Genomic DNA, 13887 nt, shown 5'->3' with positions numbered 1-13887 from the left:
TCGCCAATCTGGAGACAAAGAGGCAATTGCTGAGCAGCAACAGATTCAACGACGAGTTCAAGCAGGACGCAGTCGTGCAGCTCACTGAGCGGAAATACTTACGATCGGGAATACTTAGATGACCCTTATGCCGTCCGCAGCCAGCTTACCCTCCCATTACAGCCGATTTTCTTATCTTCGCACATCGTGCGTCAGGCAGTAGCTATATTTGCTGATTGCCAGCACGGCTACTGGTTTCGCGCTGGCAGCGACCACCCCACTCGGAAGTATGGCCAGCCATGTTGGGCGGTGGTGGAAGGCCCAGGCCGCCACGGATGTACGCAGCCGAGTTCGCCTCGAACTGCCGGGGGGACGGGCCTTTACTACCGCATCTTCGTCGGTTTTGGGGTGTCACGGCCCGATCAGCTTTCCCGTCACGCTGGATCGAATTGCGCGGTCGGTGCATCTGGGCGGTCCGCAACGCCATTCGTCACGCGGCCTCGAACTCGTCTTCTGGTTCCTTCGCGCCCGTCATATAAGCAACGGCGTCGGACATCGAATGCTTCTTTGGGTCGATGACGCAAAGCCGCTGGCCCAGGCGATGCACGTGGATCCGGTCCGCCAGTTCGAACACGTGCGGCATGTTGTGCGAGATCAGGATGATCGGGATGCCGCGCGACTTTACGTCGAGGATCAACTCCAGCACCCGCCGGCTCTCCTTGACGCCAAGCGCGGCGGTGGGTTCGTCGAGGATGATCACCTTGGAGCCGAAGGCCGCCGCGCGCGCCACTGCCACGCCCTGCCGTTGCCCGCCCGACAGCGTCTCGACCGCCTGGTTGATGTTCTGGATCGTCATCAGCCCGAGGTCGTTCAGCTTCTGGCGGGCGAACTTCTCCATCGCCGGGCGATCGAGCTGGCGCAGCCACTTGCCCCGGAATCCCGGTTTGCGCAGCTCGCGCCCCATGAACATGTTGTCGGCGATCGACAGGGCGGGCGACATCGCCAGCTGCTGGTAGACCGTCTCGATGCCGGCATGGCGCGCGTCGTTGGGCGAGTGGAAATGGACCTGCCGGCCTTCCAGCGTGACCTCGCCCTCGTCGGGCTGTACCGCGCCCGAAAGCGCCTTGATCAGCGTCGATTTGCCGGCGCCGTTATCGCCGATCACCGCGAGGATCTCGCCCGGGTAGAGGTCGAAGTCGCAGTGATCGAGGGCGACCACCTTGCCGTAACGCTTGACGAGATTTCGGCCCTTGAGGATGGGTTCGCGTTTCTGTTCGATGTTCATGCCGACACCTTCCTGATCCATTGGTCCACGGCCACGGCGGCGATGATCAGCACGCCGATGAAGAAATAGGTCCACTGCGCGTCGGCCCCGAGCAGGCGCAGCCCGAGCGAGAACACCCCCACGATCAGCGCGCCGAACAGCGAACCCATGATCGAGCCGCGTCCGCCGAAGAGCGAGATGCCCCCGATCACCACGGCGGTGATGCTCTCGATGTTGGCATCGTAGCCGGACGTGGGCGAGACCGAGCCGATGCGCCCGATCAGCGCCCAGCCGGCGAAGGCGCAGATCAGCCCCGACAGCATGTAGACGGAGACGAGGGTGCGCTTGACGTTGACGCCCGATAGCTGCGCCGCCTCGGCGTCGTCGCCCACCGCATAGACATGCCGGCCCCAGGCGGTATGGCGCAGCACCCAGCCCAGCAACACGATCAGCGCGATCATGAACACCACGCCGACGGTAAAGACCGCGCCGCCGATCTCGAACTTGGCGCCGAAAAACTGCAAGATCGGTGCCTCGGCCTCGATCTCCTGCGCGCGGATCGTCTCGTTGGCCGAATAGAGGTAGTTGGTGGCGAGGAAGATCTGCCAGCTGCCCAGCGTCACGATGAAGGGCGGCAGCCGCATCACCGAAACGAGCCAGCCGTTGAGGAAGCCGCAGGCCGTGCCGACGGCAAGGCCGCAGGCGACGGCAACGGGGGCGGGGATGCCGTAGCGAAAGGTGAACTGGCCCATCACCACCGAGCTCAGCACCATGATCGCGCCGACCGACAGGTCGATGCCCGCGGTCAGGATCACGAGGCTCTGCGCGGCGGCGACAATGCCGACGATCTGCACCTGTTGCAGGATCAGCGTCAGCGCGAAGGGCGAGAAGAAACGCGAGCCCAGCAGCAGCCCGAAGACGATGATCGAGACCAGCAGCACGATCAGCGGCACCAGCGCCGGCGTGACGTGCAGCAGGTGCTGAATGCGGTGCAGCGGACTTCTGCGGTGATCCTGAAACTCTGCCACCGTCTCGGCGCGTTTCTCGCGCACCGAGGTTTCGTAGTGATCGCTATCTGTCATGGCGCGCCCCTCCCGTGGCGTGTGGCAGGGCACGCCCCCTCGCGCGGCCCCTCGTCATCGGGGCGGGCGCGGGGCCCGCCCCGTCAGGGACATCCTGCGCCGCCCGAAGACGCGCAGGATGGAATGATCCCGGCGGGGCTCAGCCCCAGCAGAGCTCCTGGCCTTCCTCGACCGAGATCGACTCGACACCCTCGACCGGCTCGTCGGTGACGAGCTTCACGCCGGTGTCGTAGAAGTCCTTGCCTTCGGTGTTCTCGGGCAAGGTGCCGTCCTCGGCATATTGGGCGATCGCCTCGATGCCGAGCCTGGCCATCTCGAGCGGGTATTGCTGCGAGGTGGCGCCGATGACGCCGTCAGCGACGTTCTGGACGCCGGGGCAGCCGCCATCGACCGAGACGATCAGCACGTCGTTCTCGCGGCCGATCGCCTTGAGCGCCTCGTAGGCCCCCGCGGCGGCGGGCTCGTTGATGGTGTAGACGACGTTGATCTCGGGGTCCTTGGCGAGAAGGTTCTCCATCGCCGTGCGACCGCCTTCCTCGTTGCCGGCGGTCACGTCGTTGCCGACGATGCGCGGGTCGTCCTCATCGCCCCACTTGTTCGGATCCTTGGTATCGATGCCGAAGCCGGTCAGGAATCCCTGATCGCGCAGCACGTCGACCGAAGGCTGGCTGACGCCGAGGTCGAGCATCGCGATCTTGGCGTTCGCGGCCTCATCGCCCAGCTTGGCGGCGGCCCATTTGCCGATCAGTTCGCCTGCGAGGAAGTTGTCGGTGGCAAAGGTGGCGTCGGCGGCGTCGATTGGGTCGAGCGGCGTATCAAGCGCGATCACCAGAAGGCCCGCGTCCCGCGCTTGTTGTACCGAACTGACGATCGCCGAAGTATCTGACGGCGTGATCAGAATGCCGGAGGCGCCGTTGGCGATGCAGGTTTCGATCGCGTCGACCTGCGCTTCGTGGTCACCGTCGATGGTGCCGGCATAGCTGTTCAGGGTGATGCCGAGTTCGTCGGCGGCCTGCTGCGCGCCCTCGCGCATCTTCACGAAGAACGGGTTGGTGTCGGTCTTGGTGATCAGGCAGGCCGAGACGTCCTGCATGTGGCTTTCGGCCTGCGCCGCACCCGCAGCGATCAAGGCAAGCGCGGTCCCCGCGAAAAGTCGTTTCATCGTCAATATCCTCCCAGATGACACCGGCGCTCCTCAACACCGGATTGACCGAACGTTAGCGTCGATTCTGCCGGCCAGTCAATAAATAAATCCAGTTGATTTACTAATTGAATGTGCTGCATGATTGGGGCAGGGAGGATATCGGATGAACGGATCCGAAGTGCGCAGTCTCGCGGGCGGGGCGAACCAGCGCGGATTGCGCGATCACAACGAGCGGCTGCTGCTCAGCCTGATGCAACGACATGGTCCCATGCCCGGCAGCGATCTGGCGCGGCTTTCGGGCCTCTCTCCCCAGACCGTCTCGGTGATCCTGCGCCGTCTCGACGAGGATGGCATGGTGTTGCGCGGCACGCCGCAGCGTGGGCGCGTCGGCAAGCCGCGCGTCCCAGTGGGGCTCGATCCGGACGGGGCCTTCTCGATCGGGCTCAAGATCGGGCGTCGCAGCGCCGATCTGCTGATCGTCGACTTGCTGGGCCAGCCACGTGGCCAGCTGCACGACACCTACCGTTATCCCGATCCCGCCGGCATCATGCGGTTTCTCGAAGCGGGCATCGAGGATCTGTTGGCACGGCTGCCGGCGCGGCTGCGCGACCGGGTCGCCGGGATCGGCGTCGCCCGGCCGCATGAGCTCTGGATCTGGCCCGAGACGATCGGCGCGCCGCCAGCGGCGCTCGACGGCTGGCGCGGTTTCGATTTCGCCGCCGAGATCGGCCGGTTCTCGGCCTTTCCCGTCTTCGTCGACAACGACACCACCGCCGCCTGTCGCGCAGAGCATGTCTATGGAAGGGGGCGGGCGTTTCGCGACTACGCCTATTTCTTCGTGGGCTCCTTCATCGGCGGCGGCGTGGTGCTGAACCATTCGGTGTTCGAGGGCGCGCGCGGCAATGCCGGGGCCATGGGGTCGTTGCCGACGCGCGACGCCGCGGGCCGGCCGGCGCAGCTTATCGACACGGCCTCGTTGCACATGCTCGAGCGGCGGCTCGAGGCGGCCGGCCACGACCCGGCGCGGCTGTGGAGCCTGCCGCAGGACTGGTCCGGCATGAGCGACGTGATCGAGCCCTGGCTCGACGAGGCGGGCGAAGAGCTGGCGCGCGCCGCCGCCACGGTCTGCGCGGTCATCGACTTCGAGGCGGTGCTGATCGATGGCGGCTTTCCCGAGCAGGTGCGCGCATCCTTGGTGGAACGGGTCAGGGCGGGGCTCGACCGGGTCGATCTGCGCGGCTTGATCCCACCACGGATCGAGGCTGGCGCGGTGGGTGGCAATGCGCGCGGTCTCGGCGCCGCCTGCGCACCGATCTTCGCGCAGTTCCTGCTCAACACCCATTCGGGGTTTACCACCGGTTGAGACCGGGTGCGACAAGCTCGATGTCGTTGGCGAGCCACCCTACTGTAGTCATGGGCGATGGCACGTCGATTGCCATTCATGCAACCCAGTGCCCCTGCACGTGGCTCGACTGCCATATGCGCCTGCGTTGCGGTAGCGCAGAGACCGTTTGCAGCATCAGATCGGGCCGCCCACCCTTGGTCTCGAAGCCCTTCGCGCTCGAAGTCACGGGACATGTCAGTCTGGGCAACGCCCGCGCTCGACATCCACTTGGCGCGATCTCGCAGTGCCGAAGGTTGTCCGCCTGCTTCAAGATGAAGGCGATCTGCTGTTTGCCGAACCGAGATGTCCGCATCGGTCTTCCTCGCGTTGCATACCCGGCAGCTTACGAGAACCCTCCCAGATCCGGCGGTCCAGCTCTCCGGAAGTAGGTTCGTGCAGCACTCGAGTAGGCTGGTCCAACTGGCGCCGATCTGCATTGGCCCGACGCACTCCACACTGTGAATCAGCGCTCTCTCATCCGTAGTAATGGGGCGCGTAAGCGATCGCCTAAAAAGCGCATCGAAGGCAGTATAGGCGGAACACTGTCCCTAATTCGTCATTCCGCGAGAAATATTATGCCCGCAGTCGACGGCTCGGGCCCTTCGGCACTGGCATGTCCCGGCGGACGCTTCCAAAAGGCGCCGCGCAACCGCGGTCCCACGTGTGGCCGCGGTGCCCGGAGGCTAGAGAGGGAGAACACATGAACCAGCCGACACGATTCCTGCATGCCGGCATGAAGCTGCCCTTCATGCTCATCGTCACCTGTTTTGCCGCTTGGGGCATCGCGGCCAACATGACCGACCCGCTTGTGCAAGTCTTTTCCAAGATCTTCTCGATGAGCGCCTTGCAGTCCTCGCTGGTGCAGTTCGCCTACTACGGCGCCTATTTCTGTCTGGCCCTGCCGGCAGCCTTCATCAATCGACGTTACTCCTACAAGACCGGCATCCTGGTCGGGCTGGGCTGCGCCATCGCAGGCGCCTTCCTGTTCTATCCGGCCAGCATCGCCATGACCTATGGCTTCTTTCTGGTAGCGCTGTTCTTGCTGGCGGGCGGGCTGTCGATCTTGGAGACGTCGGCCAACCCCTTCGTCATCGCCATGGGACCGGAGGGCAACGCCACGCGCCGACTCAACCTCGCCCAGGCTTTCAATCCGGTCGGCACCAATATTGGCGTGTTTCTCTCGGCGGCGCTGATCCTGCCCAATCTGAACACCGCCGACGCGGACGCGCGCGCCGCGATGGGAGCGGACGCGCTGCGGGCGCTGCGCGCCGAGGAGTTGCAGGCGGTGATGGTCCCCTATGTCGGATTTGCCGTGGTGCTGGTCGCGATCTGGATCGCGATCGCGCTCAGCCGCATGCCCACGCCAAGCGAGCGCGAACTCGAGGCCGGACACGAGCTGCATTTCGGGGCGACGCTGAAGCGGCTCCTCAAGAACCGCCATTACAGCTTCGGCGTGGTGGCACAGTTCTTCAACGTCGCGGCCCAGACCTGCGTCTGGACCTTCACCCTGCAGTACGCGATGGCGGCGATCGGCACCGACGAGGCCGGGGCCGGCTGGTATCTGCAAGCCAGCCTGCTGGTGTTCCTTGTATCGCGCTTCGCGATGGTCTGGGTGATGGGTTTCGTCCGACCTGCGCTGCTGCTGGCCGGCTTGGCGCTGGCGGGGGCAGGGCTTGCGCTCTATGCCGCGCTGGTGCCGGGCCTGTCGGGCCTGTGGGCCGTGGTGATGATCTCGGCCTGCCTGTCGCTGATGTTCCCGACCATCTACGGCATCGCCCTCGAGGGGCTGGGCGAGGATACCAAGTTCGGTTCGGCCGGACTGGTGATGGCGATCCTGGGTGGCGCGCTGCTGCCATTGGTGCAAGGCGCGGTGATCGATGTCGCCGGCGCGACCTTCTCATATGTGGTGCCGGCCGCGGCCTTTCTGATCGTGATGGGTTACGGGCTGTTCGACTTCGCCGCCGTGCGCGGCGGGGCGGCCCGACCAGCCTGAGAGCGGCCGAATTTCGCAATTGCCCCGCCGCCGTGTTGTCTAACCCTGTGCGGCGGACGGGGAGGAGTACGACATGCGGGACATGACCCTGCGTCAGGTCGAAGTGGTGCGTGCCGTGATGATGACCGGCACCATCAACGGCGCGGCCACGCTGCTGGGTGTCTCGGCGCCCGGCATCAGCCGGCTGGTCAAGCACACCGAGGAGTCGCTCGGGCTGCGCCTTTTCGAGCGCAAGGGCGGGCTGTTCGTGCCATCGGTCGAGGCCGGGCCGATCTTCGAGCAGCCTGCAGTTCTGGAATTGGGTTTCGTTCTGGCGGCTCAATTGCAAGGCTACTTCAGCTATGGGCCTTCGCGCAGAGGATCAAAGCTTCTACGTCACCAGAAGCGACCGCTCCGCCGGTGCCACCGGTGGGTGCTCACTCTATCAGCCCCACCAGCCGCGCCCGTTCCAGCAGGTGCGCCACCGACGACGTCGCCCACTTCGAGCGCCCCCGCGGCGTCGGCTCCCGCATCGCCTCGAGCCGCGCCGCGATCTGCTGCAGCGTGATCTCTGGCGCCGAGCTCTTGATGCCCGCTATGATCGCGAGCAGTCGGTCGTCCTTCTGCGCGGGCGGGGCGCGGCCGAGCACGGCACGATCCAGCAGCCCGTCTTTCACGAATCGTCCGGCGGCGCGCCGCAGCCGCTCGACGGTCCAAGGCTTCGCGCTTGGATGCCGGCTGTTGATGATCCGCACGACGTCCTCCCAAGGGAGCCGCGGCCGGAACTGCCGGACGGCGGGCAGCCACTGCTGGGCTTCCTCGTTAAGCTTGTCGAAGTAGCTGCGGTCGCGCGCCCGGCTGACCTTGGCGATCGCCTCCGGGTCGCGGTCCCGCAGGCCCGGATTGCCGCCGACGCGGCCCTTCTCCCGTGCCGATGCCAGCCCCGCCATCGTCCTCTCGCGGATCAGTGCCCGCTCGAACTCGGCCGTCGCGCCGAGGATCTGCAGCGTGAACTTGCCCTGCGGCGAGGTCGTGTCGATCGGATCGCCCAGAGATCGGAAATGCGCCCCGCGGGCTTCCAGCGTCTCGATGACCTCGAGCAGGTGCGACAGCGAGCGTGCTAGGCGGTCGATGCGCACCACGACCAGCACATCACTGCGGCCGAGGTTCGCCACGAGCTTCGCGAGGACCGGCCGGGCGCGCGCGGCGCCCGAGGCGAACTCCTCGTGGATCTCGGTGCAGCCTGCCGATTTCAGTTCGCGGCGCTGTGCCGCAGTGTCTTGAAGGTCGGTCGAGACGCGGGCGTAGCCTATGAGTGCCATCAGCGCGCCATCTCATCGCACAACACGACCTCAACCATCTCCTGGAATGGCGAGCCGCTCGGCACCTCGCTCAGATGTTCGGCGATCCGGGCGAACCCCTCGCGCGGCATCGGCTCGAGGGCAGGGGAAGGGAGGTCCATGATGATCTCTTTCTCGCTAGATCTGCACCGCAGCGACTGCGGTCATTAAGCCAGCTCCCGGAATGCCTGCTTGTCCTCGTCGCAGACCCCGCCGTCGCTATCGATCTCGGTTTCCGCACTCGCTATGGAGTTTTGGGAGAGCTTCCACACGGCATCGAGAAGCTCGGCGAGCTCATGCCCGGTGACGCGTGCTATCACGCTCTCGGGGAGGGCACGAAGTAAGGCCTCAGCGGTAGTCCTGTGCTCGCCAACCTTGGCCAGCCGCATGGCGCGATTGATCTTGGTCCGATGGCTTGGGAACGTGGTCATGCTGAATCCTTTGGTTCGGCCTGCGAATGCAGGCGAGATGGACGTTACCATCGATCGAGCCCTCTTGCGGCTGCCAGAACATGGCCCATCCAATTCAACTATACTGAAGAAACCGGTCGTTTGAAAGCGCCTGTAGGGAACGTGCAACTCGGGCCGAAACGGCAGGGGAAGAGAGGCGACGTGTGCCAGTCGCCTTGCATCCAAGGGTGCGGAACGAAACCGAGACCCCGATTCCATCTGTAGTGCATCATCGGATTGGAGGGGGCCCCTCCTTCAGAACCATTTTCAAACGATCGGATGAAACACGTCGGCAACCCACTCAAGCAATTGAAAATGATCATCTGCATCCTCATGAGAATGTAATATATTATATATAACAATGACTTGTTATATGGTGTTCAGGGGCAGTGAAATACCCCAAGCACGGTCTTGACCTCCCTGCGGCCTGAAGTCCTTGCTGCGCGGCTGAAGGCGATGGCTTGGGGTGAGCCCGAGCTCGGCAACCCTCGGCGTCCGGAACTCGGGCTGGCAAAGGCCATGGCGGGTACAGGCAAGGGCATCTGGACCTTCAAGGACGAACTGCTTCCACGCGTTGCACTGAATGGAAGCCAGGACGTCGACCCGACCGGTTCCGAATTGGTGCTGAGCCTCATTCGCGCCCTGAGGGCGTCAGACGAGCCGGTCGCGACCGTGCGGCACCGGAATGCGCGGCACTGGAATGGGGCCGGGCCTTGCTGACCTGCTTCCGTGAAACCGGATCGCCGGATCTGGGAAAAGTTTCGTAAACTGCCGGGCAGGCAACGCGCCGGTCCTTTCCTCGACGCTGCTTGCGGACTTGATGAGGATCACCGTGAAAACGACGCTGGCAATTCTGGGTGAAATGACGTCGCTGGGGCTTTCGCAGGGGATCACCCGCCGCAAGACGGCGTGGATCTGGGCGGGGCCGGGCGTAGATGGACGCCTCGTGGATCGGCCGCCACGATGCGCCGGAGGCCAGGTGTGAGCCGAGAGCGAGGCGGATCACCAGGCGATGGATCACGCCGTCGCAGACCTCGAGACTGAGCGGGAGCGAGCCGAGCTTATCCTTGGCGGAAAAGGGTCGGGTTGCGAGGAAAAGTGTCGAGCCGGTTCGTCCCGTTACTGCGCCCTTGTCTGCGCATGGCCCGCTGAGCCACGGAGAGGGGTGCTGGAGGCGCAACTCCGGCTTTCCGTGTCCCCTTCCGCTATGTGCGCATCCTTGCCCACTCCTGGCCTCTCTTTTCGGCCCTGACGGCGATCGCAGGCGACCGACTTCCCGTCGATGGTGATCTCCTTCAGGAGCTTATGGCATTCCGACCGCCATTCGCCTCGTACTGCGTCGTGGCACACGGTCAGGATCTTCCGAGCCCAACCAGGTTCGAGACCGAACTCCACCGACACCGGCGCTGCACAATACTCGGCGAGCATCTCCATGCCGACCACCTGAACGATCGCTCGGAGGCCTGCACGGTCTCGTTCGCAACGACGTGCAGCAGGCTCTGGTGGCCTTGGTCGTCGGCCAGCTCGCAGAAGACACAGCCCGTGCGGGACCTCCCCTGGAAGCGCGGCCGCAACGGTAAGGCCGGTTCGGATTCGGAAGGCATCGCGGGAGATCACGGCAGGCAGGCTCGGGGCGATGCGCGAGATCGGCTGGACGCTGCGCGAGGCCGCGGTTCGCGAGATCGCCCGGCAGGCAGGACCCTCGGTCGCGCGCTGATCGAGGCCGCGGTGCAGAACGCGATGCTGGTCGGGGGCTTCCTGGTGCTGGCGCGCCTGACCGGGCTCGGCGGCGTCGGGCTGCGCGGCGACCTGCTGGCCTACCTGCTGACCGGGGTCTTCCTGTTCAACCTCCACGCCAAGGCGATGAGCGCGGCGATGTCGAGCGCCGACGTCCTGTCCGCCGGGCGGCTCTACCGCACCGACCCGCTGATCCAGGCCACCGGCGGCTCGATCGGCGCGGCCTACCTGCAGCTGGTCTCGGCCGCCGGGCTCATCCTCGCCTACCACGCGCTGGTCTCGTCGATCGAGGCCGCGATGACCGCGCCGCTGCCGCTGCTCGCGGCAAGCTGGATCTCGGGTCTCGGGTCTCGGGATCGGGCTGGTGCTCCTGCGGATCAAGGCGCGCGCGCCCGGGCTCGCCTCGATGGCGGCGATGGGCTGGATGCGGGTGGGCATGGTCACCTCGGGCGCGATGTTCGTCGCCAACGCCCTGCCCGGCGGCTTCCTCGCATGGGTCACCTGGAACCCGATCTTCCATGCTGTCGACCAAGCCCGCGGGCTGGCCTTCGCCAACTACGTGGCGCGCCACAGCGAGGCCTGGCCCGCCTACGCCTTCGCCGCCCTCGCCATACTGGTCGGGCTGGTCGCCAACCGGGCGAAGCGAGGGTCCGGAACCGGAGTGTGACAGCCAAAACGGATGGTAACGGCGTCTGTTACGGTTTTTTCCCAGCAAGATCATGGCCTTAACCCAAAGCGTAACGGTGTTACGGCTCCCCGGGGAATATATATATATATACCTCTCTATTACTCTCTCTCCTCCTCTCTCTTCTTCTATATATATATATATATATCTATTTTTACTGTTACATATAGATAAATATATAAGAAATGGCATAGGAATCAGTGGGTTGGACCGTAACACGGAGCGTTACAAAAAGCGTTACAGGAGTGTTACGCGTTACAGTGCTCCCAGCTTTAACAACGCGCTGTTACCTCCTGATATTTATACGTTTTTATGGAATCCTTCACAGATCGTCATGTGCGGGCACGGCCTCGCTCCGGGCGCGCCACTCTCCCTTCTGCGGGATGATCTGGTCCCGTAGACCCGCCTCCATCGCCACCGATCGCGGGGTCGCACGCCTCTTCGGAGGGCTCGGCAAGGCTCGAGTGTAACGGTTCGGATGGTCTGATCAGGCGCGCCGAGGCCTCGGCATGCGCAGCCGCCCCCCTCCGGCGCCGTGGGGGGCGGGCCATCTGTAACGCGGATCCGGTGTCGGTCAGGCCTTGATCAGGCGATGACGGGCTCGTCTTCCGGTTCGGACGCATCTTCGAGGTCGGGCTGCGGCAGCATCAGAAAGCGTTCGAGCTCCACCGGATGGATATCGGCACGGAGCGCAGGCAGCACCTGCGCGAAACCGGCCAACTCCGTCGCGCTGGCGAACTGAAACGCCGGGATCACTCAGCCGCGGTCACCGGGGCGGTGCAATGCATAGAACGTGCGCGCAGCGATCCTCTCGCGCAGGCGGCTCGGGAACACGCCAAGACGGGCGGCGGGATCGATCCGGCATGGATCGTAGCGAGCCGGGCGGCGACCCCGGCAAGAGGGGCACAATCCGGTGCATCGGTTCGCAAGCGCACGCCAGACGAGTTCAGTGCGATCTCTTCGTTTGGGGTGGATGATTCAAGCCCTGAAGTCGACAAGGCGGCATCTGAAGGGAGTCCGCCGACCGAGCGAGGCCCTCGCTGAACCACCCCATTTGGATCATCTCCTCAGACGCGGTATGGATCTTATGGCCAGACGGGTGTCGGTGGGCTGGGCGGATGGCGCGCTGACTGGCAAAGCCAGTCCAAAGAAATCGGCGATGCTATCCAGTACCGCTGCCGGCGCCTTTGGAGGCTACCCCAAGTGAGCGTCTGGCGATCGGCATGTAGCATGCCTGATGCATACCGCTTCAAAGCCCGGAAGCCGGTTATCCACATGAACAGAAGACGGGCAGGCCCAGAACCCATTGTCGGGTCGCGGCACCGCATGGGATTGTCGATCTTGGCCGACTGCGGCTGGACAGCGAGCCGGGTGACGACGACGGCAATCACGACCACCCGGCTCTCGTTTCCATACGCACGGTCTCATACCGCATCCCCGCGGGCAAGATCAGCGAAAGAAGGACCGTGTCATGAACGACAAGACCCACCCTTGCGGTAGCGACCGCACCGAGCTCACGTCAAGCACCGCCATACCAGGTCAGGCGACGACCCTGCCCGCCGCCGCGTCTGACGGGCAGGATGCCGACCCCGCCATGGAGCGGTTGGACATCGAGCAGATGGGCCGCCTCGAGCAGGCCAACATCGACCTCGTGCTCGAACGCCTCTCGATCGACCCGGCCCATCTCGACCTTCGGCCCGTCATCCGGTTCTGGAGCCACGTGTGCATCTCACATGGCGAGCTGATTTCGGAAGCAGCCGGATACGGCATTTCCGACCGGACCATCGTCGTGGCGCTGCAGGAGGCGCAGGACGAGGCGGAGCTTTGCCCCTGCATGGACGAGATCGCGGCGACCTGCCCAACGCTCGCAGCGCGATTGCGCACGGCCATGAGCCACCCGGACATGACCAGGATCTGGAGCCCCGGCGAACTCGAGGGACGCGCCCGTGATTTCCGGATGAGTGATCTGGTCTCGAAGGTGGATATCTTGGCTGGAAAGAATGTCCAAGCCTTGTCCGGCGTGCTCGCAGAACTCGCCGACCACTGCCTGGCCAGCGGGACCACCCTGCGCGACTACCTTGATATTGCCCTCGACGATCTGCCGCCGGCCGCGCTGCCTGCGGGATTTGCGGGTTGGGACTCCGAACCCTTGGCCGCCAAGTCCGGGTGATCGACCGAACAGCATCAATGCAGGCCGGGACACGTCTGATGCCGGTCCCGGCCTGCGGTTACGTGCTACCAAGCTGGCACAAAGAAGACCTGGCCGGTCGCTGGTGGCGAAGGCCGCGTCAGGACACAAGGCCTCGACCTGCGTGGCCTCCGGTCGACCTTTCTGCCTGCTTCGGCAGCAATGGGCATTTCGCGGCTGATGAACAGGCGTCCATGGCAGGATCGTCCCGACGCGCCAGATGTAATACCACCGCGATATCTGCAATGTTCGGAACGCACGATGTCGCGTTCGGACCAATCCCGCTCCAGCTCGACCCTGCCTGCGGCGAAGGGCGTGATTGCCGTGCCCCTCCCATCTGTCCTTCCTCGGCCATGGAGCCTAGATGGCTCCGATCAGAACCCTGGCTCCGGGAGGGCAGGCGGCGCAGCGTCACTGCCTGACGCCTCGCCTTCGGCATCCCGTACCGCATTCGCTTCAGCCGCGCCGCCCGGATCGGCCTGACCCCCGAACGGCGAGATAGGCCTGGACGACACAGGCGCCTGCCTGCACGCCGCCACGAGGTCCAGCACGGCCTCGCTGCCCAAGGCCTCGTGCTGCAAGAGCTCGAAGGCGGCCATGAAGCCGTCCGCCGCCGCATGGCTCTGCAGCGGATGACCGGCGCAAAGCCGCAGCAGCTCCGCA

General features: G+C 64.8%; 13 protein-coding genes and 1 pseudogene. 6 read left to right on the top strand and 8 right to left on the bottom strand.

What is annotated here, in order from left to right:
- Window positions 1–469 precede the first annotated feature (469 nt).
- The 3 genes from CJ301_RS12935 to CJ301_RS12925 all read right to left on the bottom strand — a co-directional run bounded on the left by CJ301_RS12935 (window position 470) and on the right by CJ301_RS12925 (window position 3487).
- The gene (locus CJ301_RS12935) at window positions 470–1264 is read right to left on the bottom strand and encodes an ATP-binding cassette domain-containing protein (protein ID WP_099277816.1); all 795 of its coding nucleotides are present in this window, start codon (window positions 1262–1264) and stop codon (window positions 470–472) included.
- Window positions 1261–2325 carry an ABC transporter permease gene (locus CJ301_RS12930; protein WP_099277815.1) on the bottom strand — a complete coding sequence of 355 codons (1065 nt, stop codon included), beginning with the start codon at window positions 2323–2325 and terminating at the stop codon, window positions 1261–1263. Before CJ301_RS12930 ends, CJ301_RS12935 begins: the two co-directional genes overlap by 4 nt.
- Window positions 2326–2464: 139 nt before the next feature.
- Window positions 2465–3487, bottom strand: a complete 1023-nt coding sequence (locus CJ301_RS12925; protein WP_099277814.1) for a sugar ABC transporter substrate-binding protein — start codon at window positions 3485–3487, stop codon at window positions 2465–2467.
- 145 nt (window positions 3488–3632) lie between these two features.
- On the opposite strand from CJ301_RS12925, the gene CJ301_RS12920 reads away from it, so the two are divergent.
- From CJ301_RS12920 to CJ301_RS19305, 3 genes and pseudogenes are all read left to right on the top strand, one after another.
- Complete coding sequence (locus tag CJ301_RS12920; RefSeq protein ID WP_099277813.1) at window positions 3633–4832, top strand: ROK family transcriptional regulator; 1200 nt, start codon at window positions 3633–3635, stop codon at window positions 4830–4832.
- A gap of 634 nt (window positions 4833–5466) precedes the next feature.
- Entirely contained in the window at window positions 5467–6846 is a 1380-nt protein-coding gene (gene fucP, locus CJ301_RS12915; protein WP_216823294.1) for an L-fucose:H+ symporter permease, read from the top strand.
- Between the two features lie 73 nt (window positions 6847–6919).
- Window positions 6920–7027 (top strand): annotated as a pseudogene (locus tag CJ301_RS19305) (LysR family transcriptional regulator); the annotation flags it as partial.
- 235 nt (window positions 7028–7262) lie between these two features.
- Here the strand turns inward: CJ301_RS19305 and CJ301_RS12905 are convergent.
- The 3 genes from CJ301_RS12905 to CJ301_RS12900 are packed head-to-tail and all read right to left on the bottom strand — an operon-like array spanning window position 7263 to window position 8596.
- Window positions 7263–8147 (bottom strand): recombinase family protein, encoded by an 885-nt coding sequence (locus CJ301_RS12905; protein ID WP_099277811.1) that lies wholly within the window; start codon window positions 8145–8147, stop codon window positions 7263–7265.
- A complete protein-coding gene (locus CJ301_RS18775) occupies window positions 8147–8287 on the bottom strand; it encodes a hypothetical protein (RefSeq protein ID WP_162620521.1) in 141 nt (46 codons plus the stop codon). Before CJ301_RS18775 ends, CJ301_RS12905 begins: the two co-directional genes overlap by 1 nt.
- A 45-nt stretch (window positions 8288–8332) precedes the next feature.
- Complete coding sequence (locus CJ301_RS12900) at window positions 8333–8596, bottom strand: hypothetical protein (RefSeq protein ID WP_099277810.1); 264 nt, start codon at window positions 8594–8596, stop codon at window positions 8333–8335.
- Window positions 8597–9025: 429 nt separating this feature from the next.
- Between CJ301_RS12900 and CJ301_RS18770 the strand changes: the two genes are divergently transcribed.
- Window positions 9026–9334: a hypothetical protein gene (locus CJ301_RS18770; RefSeq protein WP_162620520.1), complete on the top strand. Its 309-nt coding sequence runs from the start codon at window positions 9026–9028 to the stop codon at window positions 9332–9334.
- A gap of 1381 nt (window positions 9335–10715) precedes the next feature.
- Complete coding sequence (locus tag CJ301_RS12895; RefSeq protein WP_099277809.1) at window positions 10716–11018, top strand: hypothetical protein; 303 nt, start codon at window positions 10716–10718, stop codon at window positions 11016–11018.
- Window positions 11019–11621: 603 nt separating this feature from the next.
- On the opposite strand, the gene CJ301_RS18760 is transcribed toward CJ301_RS12895, so the two are convergent.
- Entirely contained in the window at window positions 11622–11792 is a 171-nt protein-coding gene (locus tag CJ301_RS18760; RefSeq protein WP_162620518.1) for a hypothetical protein, read from the bottom strand.
- A gap of 715 nt (window positions 11793–12507) precedes the next feature.
- Here CJ301_RS18760 and CJ301_RS12890 point away from each other — a divergent pair.
- Window positions 12508–13206 (top strand): hypothetical protein, encoded by a 699-nt coding sequence (locus tag CJ301_RS12890; protein WP_099277808.1) that lies wholly within the window; start codon window positions 12508–12510, stop codon window positions 13204–13206.
- Window positions 13207–13598: 392 nt separating this feature from the next.
- On the opposite strand, the gene CJ301_RS12885 is transcribed toward CJ301_RS12890, so the two are convergent.
- Window positions 13599–13887: hypothetical protein (locus CJ301_RS12885; protein ID WP_162620517.1), on the bottom strand; the 289-nt coding region annotated here is incomplete at its 5' end.

This window comes from Limimaricola cinnabarinus (genome assembly GCF_002723615.1).
Classification (GTDB): Bacteria; Pseudomonadota; Alphaproteobacteria; order Rhodobacterales; family Rhodobacteraceae; genus Limimaricola; species Limimaricola cinnabarinus_B.
Note: the sequence above shows the minus strand (reverse complement) of the source record. Positions and strands in the feature narration are given on the sequence as shown.